General features: G+C 64.6%; 12 protein-coding genes. 10 read left to right on the top strand and 2 right to left on the bottom strand.

Going from position 1 to position 17,086, the window contains the following annotated elements; genetic code table 11:
- Positions 1-175 precede the first annotated feature (175 nt).
- Entirely contained in the window at positions 176-760 is a 585-nt protein-coding gene (locus EJA05_RS25710) for a hypothetical protein (RefSeq protein WP_125860712.1), read from the top strand.
- 92 nt (positions 761-852) lie between these two features.
- On the opposite strand, the gene putA is transcribed toward EJA05_RS25710, so the two are convergent.
- Entirely contained in the window at positions 853-4,806 is a 3,954-nt protein-coding gene (gene putA, locus EJA05_RS25705; protein WP_125860710.1) for a trifunctional transcriptional regulator/proline dehydrogenase/L-glutamate gamma-semialdehyde dehydrogenase, read from the bottom strand.
- A gap of 361 nt (positions 4,807-5,167) precedes the next feature.
- Here putA and putP point away from each other — a divergent pair, with 361 nt between their 5' ends.
- The 8 genes from putP to EJA05_RS25665 all read left to right on the top strand — a co-directional run bounded on the left by putP (position 5,168) and on the right by EJA05_RS25665 (position 15,192).
- The gene (putP, locus tag EJA05_RS25700) at positions 5,168-6,643 is read left to right on the top strand and encodes a sodium/proline symporter PutP (protein WP_125860708.1); all 1,476 of its coding nucleotides are present in this window, start codon (positions 5,168-5,170) and stop codon (positions 6,641-6,643) included.
- A 144-nt stretch (positions 6,644-6,787) separates the two neighbouring features.
- Positions 6,788-7,624: a 23S rRNA (adenine(2030)-N(6))-methyltransferase RlmJ gene (locus tag EJA05_RS25695; protein WP_125465792.1), complete on the top strand. Its 837-nt coding sequence runs from the start codon at positions 6,788-6,790 to the stop codon at positions 7,622-7,624.
- A gap of 262 nt (positions 7,625-7,886) precedes the next feature.
- Positions 7,887-9,644, top strand: a complete 1,758-nt coding sequence (locus EJA05_RS25690; RefSeq protein WP_110995804.1) for a carbamoyltransferase family protein — start codon at positions 7,887-7,889, stop codon at positions 9,642-9,644.
- Positions 9,628-10,758 (top strand): glycosyltransferase, encoded by a 1,131-nt coding sequence (locus EJA05_RS25685; RefSeq protein ID WP_125860706.1) that lies wholly within the window; start codon positions 9,628-9,630, stop codon positions 10,756-10,758. The genes EJA05_RS25690 and EJA05_RS25685 overlap by 17 nt, the downstream gene beginning before the upstream one ends.
- Entirely contained in the window at positions 10,758-11,654 is an 897-nt protein-coding gene (locus EJA05_RS25680) for an antimicrobial resistance protein Mig-14 (RefSeq protein WP_125860704.1), read from the top strand. The genes EJA05_RS25685 and EJA05_RS25680 overlap by 1 nt, the downstream gene beginning before the upstream one ends.
- The gene (locus tag EJA05_RS25675) at positions 11,651-13,054 is read left to right on the top strand and encodes a PIG-L deacetylase family protein (RefSeq protein WP_125860702.1); all 1,404 of its coding nucleotides are present in this window, start codon (positions 11,651-11,653) and stop codon (positions 13,052-13,054) included. The genes EJA05_RS25680 and EJA05_RS25675 overlap by 4 nt, the downstream gene beginning before the upstream one ends.
- A gap of 47 nt (positions 13,055-13,101) precedes the next feature.
- Positions 13,102-14,055, top strand: a complete 954-nt coding sequence (locus EJA05_RS25670) for a glycosyltransferase family protein (protein ID WP_125860700.1) — start codon at positions 13,102-13,104, stop codon at positions 14,053-14,055.
- A gap of 48 nt (positions 14,056-14,103) precedes the next feature.
- Positions 14,104-15,192, top strand: a complete 1,089-nt coding sequence (locus EJA05_RS25665) for a glycosyltransferase (RefSeq protein WP_125860698.1) — start codon at positions 14,104-14,106, stop codon at positions 15,190-15,192.
- 3 nt (positions 15,193-15,195) lie between these two features.
- Here EJA05_RS25665 and EJA05_RS25660 read toward each other — a convergent pair whose 3' ends face one another.
- On the bottom strand, positions 15,196-15,801 hold the full coding sequence (locus EJA05_RS25660; RefSeq protein ID WP_110995810.1) for a BUD32 family EKC/KEOPS complex subunit: 606 nt from the start codon (positions 15,799-15,801) through the stop codon (positions 15,196-15,198).
- Positions 15,802-15,906: 105 nt separating this feature from the next.
- Here EJA05_RS25660 and EJA05_RS25655 point away from each other — a divergent pair, with 105 nt between their 5' ends.
- The gene (locus EJA05_RS25655) at positions 15,907-17,082 is read left to right on the top strand and encodes an O-antigen ligase family protein (protein ID WP_125860696.1); all 1,176 of its coding nucleotides are present in this window, start codon (positions 15,907-15,909) and stop codon (positions 17,080-17,082) included.
- Positions 17,083-17,086 lie beyond the last annotated feature (4 nt).

The raw sequence follows: 17,086 nt of genomic DNA, 5'->3' as shown, positions 1-17,086 counted from the left end.
TTTATCCAAGTAAAGCAATGGAAGCCAAGCATAAGGAAGTTTTCCTACGCTGATCGGATGTATTTATTACTTTGCTGTAATACCGCTCTGGCAAGTTACTCAGACTTGGGCGCGCTGCACTTTTTAGTTGAAGCGTATTGAATGGCGTTTGGAAAATGTTTGCTGAGTAAGACAAATGCCTGATGAAAAATTCGCCCATAACATGCGCCCGGCTGGGTATTTCGTGGTTTCTCCCAAAAAGCTGGCCTTGATGAGCTTCTTCAGCCTGGGTCTTTATTGGTGGTTTTGTTTCCATCGACACTGGGTCCATCAGCGTTGCGCAACAGGCGATCGAATATGGCCGTTGGCCAGGGCATTCTTCCTTATTTTTTATCTCTATCCATTGATCAGGCGGCTCGATCGAGATCTGGTTCGCGCTGGTCTGGGGCAGCGTTGGTCTCCTGCTGCATTGTTCCTGCTCTATCTGGCCGTGATGATATGTCAGATCGGCTCAGGGCTAATGGTTGATGCCATTGATCCACTCTGGTTTCTACCGTTCGCCATTGGGGCGTATGCACTGTTGATATGGGTAGAGGTCAAGCTCCAGCAGGCTGCCAATCTGCTAGCGGGGGACCCGCAGGGCGCTCAGAACTCCCGTATGTCGTGGGCAAACTGGATCTGGATGACGCCTGGCTTGTTGCTATGGGGGGTTGTTGTCCTGTCCATTACTGTGTCCCTCTCGCTGACTTTGCTGCTGGCAGTCATCAGCTGGTTTCAGTAATCGGGAGAGCTGACGTTGCCCGCCAAGAGGCCTGTCCAGCGCCCATAAAAAAGGAGAGCCGAAGCTCTCCTTTTTCATTCACCCCATCAGCATCAACCGATGGTCATCAGGCTGGCGTTACCCCCCGCCGCAGCGGTGTTCACACTCACCGCCCGCTCGATCACCAGGCGCTCCAGGGCAATCTGGTGATCGCCGCTCGACAGCCCATGCACCCCAACGATCGCACCAGCACGCTTGGCCACCTGCTCGCAGATGCCGCGCAGCTGGTCCGAGTGGCCGTGGTGGATCACCGCGTCGAATGCCACGTCGTCGTTGTTCCAGTCGGCTACCAGCTTGATCTTCGCTTGCAGCTCCTTCGGCAGACGGCCGCGCACGGTCTTGGCCGGCTCGCCGTCCTGGAACACCGCCGAGCTACCCACCGCCAGCACCGCCGCGAACTGCGCCAGCAGGTCGGCTTCGTTGTCGGCCAGGCACAGCACGTGCTCACGGGGCAGCACGCTGTAGCTGTTGCGCTCGCCGGTCGGGCCGGGCAATACGCGGGTGATGCCGCTCTGCGACTGTCCGGCGAACTGCTCGCACAGCGCGGCCAGGTCGCTCAGCTGGCTGCCGGCCGCCCAGCTCTTGAGCGTGTTCAGCGGCTTGATCTGCTGGTCGCGCAGGGTGGTGTCGGCCGGGCTGCGGGCATCGTCGGCCTGGAAGTGGCGGGCGATGGCGTCGGCCGGGCGGGTCGACAGCAGGCGGTACAGGTACAGCGGGCCGCCGGCCTTCGGGCCGGTGCCGGACAGGCCTTCACCGCCGAATGGCTGCACGCCGACCACGGCACCGACGATGTTGCGGTTGACGTACATGTTGCCGGCATTGACGTTACCCACCACCTTGGCGATGGTCTCGTCGATGCGGGTGTGCACGCCCAGAGTCAGGCCGTAACCGGAGGCGTTGATCTGCTCGATCAGCTGGTCCAGGTCCTTGCGGTTGTAGCGCACCACGTGCAGCACCGGGCCGAAGATCTCGCGCTGCAGCTCGTCGAAGCTTTCCAGCTCGATCAGGGTCGGCATCACGAAGGTGCCGCGCTTGACCTCTTCACCTTCGGCGATGGCCACCTGGTACACGGTGCGGCCTTTGTCGCGCATGCCCTGGATGTGCTTCTCGATACCGGCCTTGGCTTCGGCGTCGATCACCGGGCCGATGTCCACGGACAGGCGCTCGGGGTTGCCCAGGCGGCTTTCGGCCATGGCGCCCTTGAGCATCTCGATCACGCGGTCGGCGGAGTCTTCCTGCAGGCACAGCACGCGCAGGGCCGAGCAACGCTGACCGGCGCTGTCGAAGGCCGAGGACACCACATCGATCACCACCTGCTCGGTGAGGGCCGAGGAGTCGACGATCATGGCGTTCTGGCCGCCGGTTTCGGCGATCAGTGGGATCGGGCGGCCCTGGTTGTCCAGGCGGCCGGCGATGTTGCGTTGCAGCAGGCGGGCGACTTCGGTGGAACCGGTGAACATCACGCCTTTGACGCGTTCGTCACCGACCAGGCCGGCACCGACGGTTTCGCCCTGGCCTGGCAGCAGTTGCAGCACGCCTTCGGGGATGCCGGCTTCCAGCAGCAGGCGCACGGCCTGGGCGGCGACCAGCGGGGTCTGTTCGGCGGGCTTGGCCAGTACCGGGTTGCCGGCGGCCAGTGCTGCGGCCACCTGGCCGGAGAAAATCGCCAGCGGGAAGTTCCACGGGCTGATGCACACCACCGGGCCCAGCGGGCGGCAGTTGTCGTTGCGCAAGTCGTTGCGTGCCTGCACCGCGTAGTAGCGCAGGAAGTCCACGGCTTCGCGCACTTCGGCGATGGCGTTGGCGAAGGTCTTGCCAGCTTCGCGCACCAGCAGGCCCATCAGCGGCTGGATGTCGGCTTCCATCAGGTCGGCGGCGCGTTCCAGGATCGCGGCACGCTCGGCTGGCGGGGTGGCCTGCCAGATCGGTGCGGCGTTCAGCGCGCACTGGATGGCGTTGTCGACGTCGGCAACGGTGGCTTCCTGCACGTGGCCGACCACATCGCGGTGATCCGCTGGGTTGAGCACCGCCACGGCGGCTTGCTCGCTGGCGGCGCAGGCCAGCAGCGGGGCGGCTTTCCAGTCGTTGTGGGCGGTGGCCAGCAGGGCGCAGGACAGCGACGCCAGGCGGTGTTCGTTGGCCATGTCGATACCGGCCGAGTTGGCCCGCTCGCTGCCATAGAGCGCACGCGGCATCGGGATGCGCGGGTGCGGCAGGCCGATGCTGCCTTCCTGGGTGCCCATGCGCTCGATGCTGGCGACCGGGTCGGCGACCAGTTCCTGGATCGAGATCGAGTGGTCGGCGATGCGGTTGACGAACGAGGTGTTGGCGCCGTTTTCCAGCAGGCGGCGTACCAGGTAGGCCAGCAGGGTTTCGTGGGTGCCGACCGGTGCATACACGCGGCACGGACGGTTCAGCTTGCCTTCGGAGACCTTGCCTACAACCTGCTCGTACAGTGGCTCGCCCATGCCGTGCAGGCACTGGAACTCGTACTGGCCCGGGTAGTAGTTCTGCCCGGCGATGGTGTAGATGGCCGACAGGGTGTGGGCGTTGTGGGTGGCGAACTGCGGGTAGATGGCTTCCGGCACGGCCAGCAGCTTGCGGGCGCAGGCGACGTAGGAAACGTCGGTGTACACCTTGCGGGTGTAGACCGGGTAGCCTTCCAGGCCTTCGACCTGGGCGCGCTTGATCTCGCTGTCCCAGTACGCGCCTTTTACCAGGCGGATCATCAGGCGGTGGCGGCTGCGCTTGGCCAGGTCGATGACGTAGTCGATCACATACGGGCAGCGCTTCTGGTAGGCCTGGATAACGAAGCCGATGCCGTTCCAGCCGGCCAGCGACGGCTCGAAGCACAGGCGCTCGAGCAGGTCCAGCGACAGCTCCAGGCGGTCGGCCTCTTCGGCGTCGATGTTCAGGCCGATGTCGTACTGCTTGGCCAGCAGGGTCAGCGACAGCAGGCGCGGGTACAGCTCGTTCATCACGCGCTCGTACTGGGCGCGGCTGTAGCGCGGGTGCAGGGCCGACAGCTTGATCGAGATGCCCGGGCCTTCATAGATGCCACGGCCATGGGACGCTTTGCCGATCGAATGGATCGCCTGCTCGTAGGAGGCCAGGTATTTCTGTGCGTCGTGCTCGGTCAGCGCGGCTTCGCCGAGCATGTCATAGCTGTAGCGGAAGCCCTTGGCTTCGAACTTGCTGGCGTTGGCCAGTGCCTCGGCGATGGTTTCGCCGGTGACGAACTGCTCGCCCATCAGGCGCATGGCCATGTCGACGCCCTTGCGGATCATCGGCTCGCCGCTCTTGCCGATGATGCGGGTGAGCGAGGAGGTCAGGCCGGATTCGTTGTGGGTGCTGACCAGCTTGCCGGTCAACAGCAGGCCCCAGGTGGCGGCGTTGACGAACAGCGACGGGCTGTTGCCCAGGTGCGGTTGCCAGTTGCCGGTGCTGATCTTGTCGCGGATTAGCGCGTCGCGGGTGCCTTTGTCGGGGATGCGCAGCAGGGCTTCGGCCAGGCACATCAGTGCCACGCCTTCCTGCGAGGACAGTGAGAACTCCTGCAGCAGGCCCTGGACGATGCCGGCACGCCCGCCAGCGCTCTTCTGGTTGCGTAGCTTGTCGGCCAGGCTGGCGGCCAGCTTGTTGGTGGCTTCGGCCTGGGCGGCCGGCAGGCGCGCCTGCTCCAGCAGCATCGGCACTACTTCCGGCTCAGGGCGGCGGTAGGCGGCGGTGATCGCCGAGCGCAGCACCGATTGCGGCAGGATGCTTTCGGCGAACTCCAGGAAGCACTGGTGGGCGTGGTCGGTCGGCGCTTCGCCGGCCTCGTCGCCAAGGTTGACGGCGTGGCCGTTGAGGTCGTTCAGGGTGGCGCCACCCTCGAGCTTCTCGAGATAGTTGAAGATCGCTTGCTTGATCAACCAGTGCGGCGTGCGGTCGATGGACTGCGCAGCTGCCTTGAGTCGCTCACGGGTCGGGTCGTCAAGTTTGACCCCAAGGGTGGTCGTCGCCATTTCTTATCCTCGTTATTGGCCACGGGTGTGACCTAAGCTGGAGGCAAGATTAGCCTGTAGGACAATTCGGGTGCAACCGGGTGCAACCCGAAATTTTCGGGGCAAAGGTGCAACTCGTCTGAAGGACGTTTCCGTACAGCGGAAAAGGTCTTTTTCGGTGTTTTTTGTTATGGAAAACGTTGTGTTTGCTCCGAAATGGAGCAAAAACACGGTTTTGTCCGAAAATGCAGGATTGGGTGCAACTTGCAAATGAAAAGTGGTTGCACCTCGTTCATGTTGTTGCATAGGATGCGCCGCCTGGGTGCAACCGTCGTCATGCACGGCGGTCGCTGGAGATAAAAACAACGCCAGGGCACAACTCATGGGCAATCCTCTTACCATCACCTTCGTGGTGTACATCGCGGCAATGGTGCTGATCGGCTTCGCCGCCTATCGCTCCACCAAGAACCTTTCCGACTACATCCTCGGTGGCCGCAGCCTTGGTAGCGTGGTAACCGCGCTGTCCGCCGGCGCTTCCGACATGAGCGGCTGGTTGCTGATGGGCCTGCCGGGCGCCATCTACTTCGCCGGCCTCTCCGAAGCCTGGATCGCCATCGGCCTGACCGTCGGCGCCTACCTCAACTGGCTGTTCGTTGCCGGCCGTCTGCGGGTGCAGACCGAGCACAACGGTGATGCGCTGACCCTGCCGGACTACTTCTCGAGCCGCTTCGAAGACCAGAGTGGCGTGCTGCGGATCATCTCCGCCATCGTGATCCTGGTGTTCTTCACCATCTATTGCGCCTCGGGCATCGTCGCCGGCGCCCGCCTGTTCGAAAGCACCTTCGGCATGTCCTACGAAACCGCCCTGTGGGCCGGTGCCGCGGCCACCATCGCCTACACCTTCGTCGGTGGCTTCCTGGCGGTGAGCTGGACCGACACCGTGCAGGCCTCGCTGATGATCTTCGCGCTGATCCTCACGCCGATCATCGTGCTGATCTCCACCGGTGGCTTCGACACCACCTTCCTCGCCATCGAGGCGGTGGACCCGGCGCACTTCGACATGTTCAAGGGCGCTACCTTCATTGGCATCATCTCGCTGATGGGCTGGGGCCTGGGCTACTTCGGCCAGCCGCACATCCTGGCGCGCTTCATGGCCGCCGACTCGGTGAAGTCGATCGCCAATGCCCGCCGCATCTCCATGGCCTGGATGATCCTGTGCCTGGCCGGCACCTGTGCCGTGGGCTTCTTCGGCATCGCCTACTTCTCGGCGCACCCGGACCTCGCCGGCCCGGTCACCGAGAACCGTGAGCGCGTGTTCATCGAACTGGCCAAGATCCTGTTCAACCCATGGATCGCCGGTGTGCTGCTGTCGGCCATCCTGGCGGCGGTGATGAGCACCCTGAGCTGCCAGCTGCTGGTGTGCTCCAGCGCCCTGACCGAAGACTTCTACAAGAGCTTCCTGCGCAAGAACGCTTCGCAGCAGGAACTGGTGTGGGTCGGCCGCCTGATGGTGCTGGCCGTTGCACTGATCGCCATCGCCATGGCTGCCAACCCTGAGAACCGTGTGCTGGGCCTGGTGGCCTACGCCTGGGCTGGCTTCGGTGCCGCCTTCGGTCCGGTGGTGCTGCTGTCGGTACTGTGGAAAGGCATGACCCGCAATGGTGCGCTGGCGGGCATCGTGGTCGGTGCGCTGACCGTGATCCTGTGGAAGCAGCTGGGTACCGATCTGTACGAGATCATTCCCGGCTTCCTGTTCGCCACCATCGCCATCGTCCTGGTGAGCAAGCTGGGCAGCCCGTCGAACAGCATGGTTTCGCGCTTTGAAACCGCTGATGCGCAGTATCACGCCGACAAGTAATACCTGCTGAATCGGCGTTGTCCCTATCGCGGGGCAAGCCCGCTCCCACGCAGCCTCTACAAGTGGCGTGGGAGCGGGCTTGCCCCGCGATGCTTTTTGCGGCCGTCAAGGCAAGGTAAACTTGGCGTCCCCGCAGGAGTCCTCATGAACTATCGTCACGCCTTCCACGCCGGCAACCACGCCGACGTCCTCAAACACATCGTGCTCACCCGCCTCATCGCCCTGATGTCGCGCAAGGAGCAGCCGTTCGCCTATATCGACACCCACGCAGGCCTGGGGCTGTACGACCTGCAGGGCGATCAGGCGAGCCGTACCGGTGAATACCTCGAAGGCGTCGCCCGTTTGTGGAATCGCGATGACCTGCCGGCCGTCACCGCCGACTACCTGGGCGTCATCAAGCGCCTGAACAAGAACGGCGAGCTGCGCTACTACCCAGGCTCGCCGGAGCTGGCCCGTCGCCTGATGCGCGAGCAGGATCGTGCACAGCTCAACGAAAAGCACCCCGAAGACGGCGTGCTGCTCAAAGAGAACATGAAGAAGGACCCGCGCGTCACCGTGCACCTGGGCGAAGGCTGGCACATCCCGCGGGCCCTGCTGCCGGTGCAGGAAAAACGCGCGATCATGCTGATCGACCCGCCATTCGAGCAGGCCGACGAGCTCAAGCGCTGCACCGTGGCGATGAAAGAGGCGATCGGCCGCATGCGCCAGACCGTCGCGGCGATCTGGTACCCGATCAAGGACCAGCGCTCGCTGACCCGCTTCTACCAGGACCTGACCAGCACCGGCGCGCCCAAGCTGCTGCGGGTGGAGCTGTACGTACATCACCAGGACAGCCCGCAGGGCCTGAACGGCTCGGGCCTGGCCATTGCCAACCCGCCGTGGGGGCTGGAGGACGAGCTCAAGGAGCTGTTGCCGTGGCTGGCCAAAGAGCTGGCGCAGACCGCTGGCAGCTACCGCATGGACTGGTTGATCGCCGAATAAGCTGGCGCTGAACCCTGTAGGAGATCACCCAGCCCTCAGGGCTGCGCTGTCTTGCAGGCGCGCCGCAGGCCCTGTGGGAGCGGGTTTACCCGCGAAGAAGGCAACGCGGTGCATGGCACCGGCTGCGCCGGTGTTCGCGGGTAAACCCGCTCCTACAAGGGGGCGGTGTGTCCCTGATCTTTGCGTTATAATCCCGCCCCTTTAGCCGTCGCCCGCCTGCGTGGCCGGTGGCGCACTTCTACCGATTTGAGAGGCTAACCCCTTGGCACTGACGATTCTTGGCCTGTCCGGCGCCCTTAGCCATGACCCTTCCGCGGCCCTGTACATCGACGGCAAGCTGATTGCCGCCGCCGAAGAAGAGCGCTTCGTGCGTGACAAGCATGCGAAGAACCGCATGCCCTACGAGTCGGCGAAGTTCTGCCTGGAGCAGGCCGGCATCAAGCCGTCGGACGTTGATGTGGTGGCCATTCCCTTCGCCCCGATCAGCCTGTTCGGCAAGGCCCGCTGGCACTACGCCAAGCGCTACTGGTACGCCCCGGACCGCGCCCTCGACGCGCTGCTGATGGGCAATCGCCGCTACAAGCGCTACCGCAAGAAGATCGTCTGGTGCCTGGAGCAACTGGGCTTCGACCCGAAGAAGATCAAGATCGAGCCGGTCGAGCACCACCTGGCCCACGCTTCCAGTGCCTACCACTGCTCGGGCTTCAAGGAGAAGACCGCGATCCTCGGGATCGACGGCAAGGGCGAGTACGCCACCACCTTCTTCGGTTATGGCGAGAACGGCAAGATCCACAAGATCAAGGAGTTCTTCGACCCGGATTCGCTGGGTGGCCTGTATGGCGCGATCACCGAGTTCCTCGGTTTCGAGATGCTCGACGGCGAGTTCAAGGTCATGGGCATGGCGCCGTACGGCGACGCCAGCAAATACGACTTCTCGCGCCTGGCCAGCTTTGAAAACGGCGAACTGGTGATCAACACCGAGTACGCCAACGTCATCGGCCTGCGCCGCTATAAAGAGAAGGGCAAGGGCTTCTACTTCTCGCCCAAGCTGATCGAGTGGCTGGGCCCGAAACGCGAAGGCGACATCGCCGACGAGCCGTACATCCACTACGCGGCGAGCATGCAGGCGCTGTTCGAGAAGCTGGCCCTGCAGATGATCGACCACTACCTGGGCGACACGCTGAAAGAAACCGGCAAGCTGGCCTTCGCCGGCGGCTGCGCGCTGAACGTCAAGCTGAACCAGAAAATCATCGCCCGCCCGGACGTCAAGGAGCTGTTCGTGCAGCCGGCGTCCGGCGACGCCGGTACCGCGGTCGGTGCGGCGGCCTATGTGTCCCACGCCCGTGGCGTGCCGGTCGAGAAGATGGAACACGTCTACCTCGGCCCTGCGTACTCCAATGAAGACGTGATCGCCGCCTGCGCCCGTCACCCGAGCAAGCCTGTCTGGCGCAAGCTCGAGAACATGCCCGAGCAGATCGCCAAGATCATGGTCGACGGCAACCCGGTGGCCTGGTTCCAGGGCCGCATGGAGTTCGGCCCGCGTGCCCTGGGTGGTCGTTCGATCATCGGTTGCCCGAGCGTGCCGGGCGTGGCCGACCGCATCAACCACCAGATCAAGTTCCGCGAGCGCTGGAGGCCTTTCTGCCCGTCGATGCTCGACACCGTCGCGCCGCAGATGATCAAGATCGACCACCCTGCGCCGTTCATGACCTTCACCTTCGAAGTGGCTGAAGAGTGGAAGACCCGCGTGCCGGAAGTGGTCCACGAGGACGGTACCTCCCGTGCCCAGGTGCTCAAGCGCGAGTACAACCCGCGCTACTACGACATGATGAAGGCGCTGGAAAACCTCACCGGCAACGGCGTGTCGCTGAACACCTCGCTCAACCGCCGTGGCGAACCGATGATCTGCTCGCCGACCGATGCCCTGAACATGTTCTTCGGCTCGGACCTGCAGTACCTGATCATGGAGGACATCCTGGTGGTCAAGGACGGCGCGGCGCCTTATGACCAGCCGCTCTGAACCGCGGATCCTGCAGTTCTGCCATGGCTATGACGGGCCGTTCCTCGACTGTGCCCGTCAATACGCCAGCCTGTTCCAGGGCAGCGGCTACAAGGTCACCACCGTGTTCCTCACCGGGGCAGCCAACGCGAAAGTAGCGGCGGGCTGCGCCTCGGACGAGGTGCTGTTCCTGGAGTTCAGCTCCAAGGCCGTGCGCGGCCTGAAGCTGGGCGCCATCGCTGCGCTGCGCAAGATCGCCGCGCAGCGCAATTTCAGTTTCTGCATCGCCCACCGCTTCAAGCCGATCTACGTGGCGTTGCTGGGCACCGGTTTGCCGGTGATCGGTGTGCACCATGCCTTTGGCGACTACCAGCGCAAGGGCCGGCGGTTGTTCGCCAACCTGTTCCGTCAGCGACTGAGCCTGCTCGGGGTATCGGACGCCGTGCGTGACGATATGCGCCGCTGCCTGGCGCAGTGGCCCGCCGAGCGTATCCAGACCCTCTACAACCGCATCGATGTCGAGGCGCTGCAGGCCAGCCTGGTGCCACGCACCGAGGCGCGCCGGGCCCTGGGGCTCGACGAGCAGGCCTGGGTGGTCGGCAATGTCGGCCGCCTGCACCCGGACAAGGACCAGGCCACCCTGCTGCGCGGCTTTGCCGAGGCACTGCCGGGGCTGCCGGCCGGAGCGCGCCTGGCGATCCTGGGCAAGGGCCGCCTGGAGTCGAACCTCAAGGCGCTGGCCGCCGAGTTGGGGATTGCCGCGCAGGTCGACTTCCTCGGCCAGGTGCCGGATGCCCGTCGTTATTTCAAGGTGTTCGATGTCTTTGCGTTGAGTTCCGACCATGAGCCGTTCGGCATGGTCCTGCTCGAAGCCATGGTCGCCGGCGTACCGCTGCTGGCCACGGCCTGCGGCGGTGCGCGCGAAGTGGTCGAAGGTGTTGGCGTGTTGTTCCCGCTGGGTGATACCGCGCAGCTGGCCCAGGGCCTGAAGCACCTGGCCGGGCTGGACCCGCAGCAGCAGGCTGCCTGTGCGCAGCACATGCTGCAGCGCCTGGGTGAGCGGTTCAGTGATCGGGCGGTACGCGAAACCTTCTGGCAACTGCCGCAAGTCCGTGCACTGGTTGCGGAGGCCTGATGCTCAACTTTATCCAGGGCTGGCGCGAGCGCGGCTGGCAGGTCATCGATGCGGCTGCTTACAACGAGGCCTGGCAGCGTTTCGGTGGCAGTGTCGCCACCCATCCGCGGGTGATCGAGCAGTTGGCCGACTTGGCGCAGATCCCGGTGCGTTACCTCGGTTATCCACAGGGTGGTGAGATCAAGGCCGCCTTGCCGGTGTGGGGGCGCCACCTGGCGCTGTCCAAGGACGTGCTCAAGCGCCATGGCAAGAAGGGCCTGTTCGACCTGGGCAATGCCGAGATCATCCTGCCGGCCGCCGCCGATGCGGCCGCGCCGCTGCGCCATGCCGGGCGCTACCTGTCGGAGCTCAACCAGGGCCGCTTCAGCGGCCTGAAGGCGCAGCCCGAGCAGTTGGCCATGGCCCGCGCGCATGAGGATCTGTCGAAGAAGTTCCGCTACAACCAGCGCCGCGAGCTGCGCCTGCTGGAAGAGGCGGGTGGGCAAGTGCGGCCGATCGCTGACTTCACCTCGGCGCAGATCGCCGCCATGTACTGCGACCTGTTCCAGCGCCGCTGGGGCTTCCCGGCCACCGGTGCGGCGCACATGGCCGAGGTGGTCGAGCGCCTGCGCGAGCTGCTGGTCGGTTCGGTGCTGTTCCTCAACGACGCCCCCATCGCCATTCAACTGGTGTACCGCGTCGAGGCGCCGCAGTGGATCAGCGTGGAGTACGTCAATGGTGGCGTCGACCCTGAGACCAAGGCGTTCAGCCCCGGCAGCGTGCTGAGCTTCCTCAACACCCAGGCCGCCTGGGAGGATGCCAACAGCCGTGGCAAAGCGCTGCGGTTCTCCTTTGGCCGTGCCGACCGTGAGTACAAGGACCGTTGGTGCAACCCTGTGCCGGTGTTCCAGTCGTGAGCCGCAAGCAGCAACTGCTCAAGCGCCATCGGCGCAACAAGCGCCTAGGGCTGCTGGCCGGGCTGGTGCTGCTGGTCGCGCTGGGGCTGTTCAGTTGGTGGTGGCTGCCGCTGTTGCTGCTGCCGCTGCTATGGGCCGCGCATGAGGCGTGGTTCGCCGACCACCTGTTCTATGCCCCCGGTGAAGACTACGCCTACCGTTTCGGTGAGCAGACCCGAGAAGCCGGCGCGACGCTGCAAGGTGATCTGCTGCGCACCGATGCTGCCTTGCAGGGCGATGAGACGCTGATCCTTGAGGTCGGCATCAGCAGCTGCTGGCTGGGGCGCTTCCTCGATCCGCGCGTCGAGTTGCTGGGCGGCACGGGGCGGGATGTGCAGACCTTCGAACGCGGCGCCAACGGTGTGCGTTATCTCAACCTGACCGGCCTGGCCGAGTCGCTGGCGGCGGGCACCTTGCGCCTGCGCGGGCGCCATTGCCGGTTGCAGGGAACGCCGCGCCTGTGGATAACCCCGGCCATCGAGTTGCGCAAGCGTCGGGTGATGGTGATCGCGCCCCACGCCGACGACGCAGAGCTGGCTGCCTATGGTTTGTACAGCCAGGCCGAGGAAACCTGGGTAGTTACCCTGACTGCTGGCGAGATCGAAGCCGAGCATTACCAGCAGATGGGTATGCAAAAGGCCGAGGCGGCGCGGCTCAAGGGCCGGCTGCGGGCCTGGGACAGTATCGCCGTGCCTCGTTGGGCAGGTGTGCCGGAAGCGCGTTGCGTGCAGCTGGGCTATTTCTGCCTGCAATTGCCCGCCATGCAGGCGGCGCCGGACCAGCCACAGGGTTCGCGTGAAGCGGACATGGCCGATACCCGCCCGTTCCGCTGCTTCAACCCGTTCCCGCTGCCCGCCGATGCCGACGGCGCGCCTACCTGGCACAACCTGCTGGCCGACCTGCGCGCACTGCTGGAGCTGGCCAGGCCGCAAGTGCTGGTGATGCCGCACCCGACCCTCGACCCGCACCCCGACCATATCTGCGCCCAGGCCGCGGTGCACGAAGCGCTGCAAGGCCTGGCCTGGCAGCCGGAAACCTTGCTGTGCTACGCCAACCACCTGCACGACAACGACCGCTGGCCGATGGGCGACAGCGGTGATGGCGTGGCCTTGCCGCCGCAGATGGAGAGCAGTGAAGCCTGGGCGCCCTGCAGCCTGGTGCTGGACACCGCGACCCAGCGTGACAAAGCCATGGCCCTGGGCATGATGCACGACCTGCAGCCCCCGGCCGCTTTCAAACGCCGTTTGCGCCGCCTGCTGCAACGCTGGCTGGTGGGGCGCCGGCCTTCGCCCTATGGCGAGAACGAATTTTTCCGCAAGGCCGTTCGCCGGCACGAGCTGTTCTGGCGCCGCGACCTGTGAGCCTGACCCATGATGACCGCGATAGCGCCGAGCGCCCGAGGAACGCAATGAAAGTCCTATTTCTGGTGCAGAAGGAACAACGGGCGATTCTCGACCGCCTGTATGACGGCGTCGCGGCCCACTGCGACTGCGACCTGCGTTGGGTGAGCGACGAAGACCAGCGCAACCTGCGCCGCTACTTCAAGCGTGAAGTCGACGTCACGCGCTATGACCGCATCGTGTTCTTCCTGCGCTTCAAGCAGGAGATCCGCCAGGTCGCATTCATTCGCAGCATCCCCAACCTGGTGATCCTCGAGCACGACGCCTACCAGAACTACATCCCCTGCAAGTACACCGGCAAGTTCAGCGCGCATTACCGGCAGCTGCCGTGGGCGCGGGTGATCAGCTCCGGATACATGGTCAGTGAGCGCCTGCGCCAGGAGGGCTTCGACGCCGTGTTCGTGCCCAAGGGCTACGACGAGCAGCTGTTGACCGACCAGGGGCGTGAGCGCGATATCGAACTGGCTTTCGTAGGCAGTACCAACAGCGTTGCCTACAGCGGCCGCAAGGCGCTGCTGGACGAGCTGGGGCAGGTGGAAAACCTGGTGGTGACCCGCACCAAGTCCGGTGAGGACTACTGCAACACCCTCAATCGCATCCGCTTTTTCGTCAGTGCCGACGTCGGCATGGGCGAATACATGATCAAGAACTTCGAGGCTATGGCCTGCGGGTGCGTGCTACTGGCATACGACCAGGGCGAGGAGGAGAATCGTGCTCTGGGCCTGGTCGACATGCACAGCGTGGTGCTGTACGACAGCATCCCGGTGCTGCAGGCCAAGTTGCGGCAACTGCGCGACGACCCGGCGCTGGCGGCGCGTATTGCCGACAACGGGCGCGAGCTGGCAACCTCGCGCTTCAGCTTTGCCCAGGTTGGCCGAAGTATTGTCGAACACATGGAGCCCCCTCTGCGGCCGCATCCGCCGCTGACCTTCTGGCAGCGATTGCTGATGCGCATCGGCTGATCGAAGAGCTGGCTGGCCCATCCGTATGACCGTAGGGGCGCGATACCGTTGAATATCGTCAATGTGATGTGGTCGGGTGGCTCACCGTTCATGTCCGTACACACTGTCCACCGCCAGCTGCTGGCGCATGCCCCGGTGGGGGGGCAGGTCTGCAACTGGCTGTTGCTTGGCGATGGCTTGAGCGGTGGAATCGGCAAAACCCGTAACTGGCATTTGCAGTCGCGGGTGCTCAAGGGGCGCATGCCCCACCGCCTGGCGTTGTCCTGGGTGCGCTGGCGCATGCTGCGCGCGCTGCGTGAGGCGGCTGCCGATGTGCTGCTGCTGGATGGCGTCGGCGTCGCCCGTCTGCTGCTGCCGCTGTTGCACCGCCTGCCCGGCGTGCAGGTGGCGGTGCTGTTCCATGGTATGACCCGCTTGAATGCCGAGGATGTGCGCCTGTTCCGCCAGTTCCCGGCCGAGCGCCTGCAGGTCGCGGCGGTGTCGGCCACGCTGGCGCGCACGCTTGAGCAGGATCTTGGGCGGCCGGTGCGAACGGTGCGCATCGCCCTTGACCCGCACGCCTTCTGCCAGCAGTTGCTGGGGCGTGAGCAAGCCCGCCAGGCGCTGGGGCTGGCGGAGGGAGGGCCGGTGCTGGGCGCGGTGGGGCGGCTGGTGGAGAGCAAAGGCTTTGCGATGCTGATAGAAGCCTTCGCCGAGGCGCGCATGCGTATGCCAGGCGCGCAGTTGGCAATCCTGGGGGATGGCGAGCTGCGTACGCACTTGCAGGCTCGTGCCGAGGCGCTGGGGGTGGCAGACAGCGTGCGTTTCTGCGGCCATCGTGACGATCTGGCGCGGCTGTATCCGGCGTTCGACTGGTTGCTGGTGCCCTCGCGCTCGGAAGGTCTGGGGCTGGTGCTGCAGGAGGCGGTACTGTCCGCAGTACCGGTGATCTGCAGCGACCTACCGGTGTTCCGTGAGCAGTTGGGTGAAGCGGGCTTTTATCTGCCCGTCGGCGACCAGCACTGCTGGGCCGAGGCCATCGCCAACTGCGTCACGCGCGATGGCGCGGCAGTGGCGCGGGAGCAATGGCAGGCGCTGGCACCCGAGCAGGGCTGGGCGGCCTTCAAGGCCGGCTCGGCAAGCCTGCTTGGGGGCTGAGCATCACTGGCCGATCAAGGCCGCCTGGAACTGTGCGAGCGGGAACTGCTGGTCCAGTTGCTCGCGCTCGATGTACCGCGCCATGTGCTGCACGTTGCGTCGCACCATCCGCGATGACAAGGGCGCGCGCAGGAAGCGCATGTCGGCCACGTCGATCAGCCCCAGCAGCCCTTCGGGGGTCTGCACCACGTTGCCCAGGTGCAGCGAGCGGAAGTAGATACCCGAGCGATGCAGGCGCCGGACCAGCTCGATCAACTGCGGTAGCAGGTTGTCCCAGCTGAAGCCGGGTTGGCGGGAGAGACCCAGCAGGGTATCGCCCGGCAGTGGGCGATACAGCACGGCGGTGCGGCCAGGCAGTGGCAGCTTGTAATGGCTGATCACTTCCAGGGTGGGCAAGCCCAGTTGCGCCAGGTGCCGGGCGTTGTCGATGAAGCGCTGCGAGTACGGGCGCAGCAGCGCAGATGAAATCAGACGCTTGCGACGAAAAACCTTGAGGATATTTCCATCTTCAAGCAGGTAGACTTTGGCACCATGGCTATCTGCCTCTAGCACCTTGGCGCCGAGTATCAGCCGATCGAAGTCGGTCTGGGAGAGCCGGGAGCATTGCATGAGTTCTGGCCTTGTCTTCATGGGCAGGCAAAATGACCGGCAATAATGCCGAAAATTATCTGTTAGCACCATGCTGGTGTTTCAGGGTTTCAACGAGGGAACGGGATGTTGTACGAAAAGCGCTGGGCCAAGGCCTGGCTGGGGCTGGGTTTTGTCTGGTTCCTGGCGGCGATCGCACTGGCGCCGAGCAATAAGGTTTATCAACAGGGCCTGGTCCTGTTTCTGTGGTTGCCCACTCTGGGCCTGGCCTGGTCGGCCCGGCAGGTGTTCATCGAGGCTTGGCGCCGCCAGCCGGCATTGTGGCTCGCGCTGCTGGGCTTGTTGGCCTGGAGTGCCGTGACACTGGCCTGGTCCACCGCCGAGGATGTCTCGCGCGAAGGCAAGCGGCTGGTGTACATCCTGCTGTTCCTGATGGCATTCCCTCTGTTGGCGCAGGCGGGTATCGAACGCATCTGGCGTCTGCTGATGCTGGGCGGCGGGCTGCTGGCGCTGGCGGCGCTGATTTCGGTGGTGCGCTTCTACGGCCTGCAGGGCCAGCCACTGGTGACCCGCATCGAGGGTATCGGCGAGATTTCCCACCCGATCCTAGGTGGCTATGTGGTCGCTGCGGCGGCGCTGTGGCTGTTGTACAGCAACCCGCGCCAGCGCGGCCTGCAACTGGCTTGGGCGCTGGCGCTGGCCTGCCTGGGCGCCTTCGTGGTGTTCAGCCAGAGCCGTGGTGCGGCCCTGGCGCTGGTAGCGACGGTGCTCCTGGCACCGCTCTGGCATCGCACTCGCAGCAGCGCCCTGTTCGCACTGTTGGCGGCCCTGGCGACCGCCGTTGCGTTCTACCTGATGTACAGCTTGATCACCCAGCGGGGTTCATCGTATCGGCCGGAGATCTTCCAGGCGGCCATGCAGATGATCAGCGAACACCCGCTGACCGGCCTCGGCCTGGGCGCCTTCTATCGCGTTCATGCAGCCGGCCTTGAGTTCGACCACACCCACAACATGTTCACCCACGTCGCCGTGGAGCTGGGCCTGCCCGGCATGCTGTTGTGGACGGCGGTCTGGCTGTTCGCCCTGGGCGAGATCGTGCGGGCCCGCGCCACGCTGTTCGGCAAGGTCCTGTTCGGCTTCTGGGTGTTCTCCACCCTGGCCATGCAGTTCGACGCCGCCAGCCTGACTGGCACCCCGCGCGCCGAATGGTTCATCAGCTGGCTGCCGGTGGCGCTGGTGATGTTGTTGCCCTGGGCACATGAACGGCAACAACCCTGTGGTAAAATCGCCGGTTCAACCTGAACAG

Origin of the sequence: Pseudomonas oryziphila (genome assembly GCF_003940825.1) — a bacterium.
Taxonomy (GTDB): domain Bacteria; phylum Pseudomonadota; class Gammaproteobacteria; order Pseudomonadales; family Pseudomonadaceae; genus Aquipseudomonas; species Aquipseudomonas sichuanensis.
This window is presented reverse-complemented; position numbering and strand designations above follow the sequence as displayed.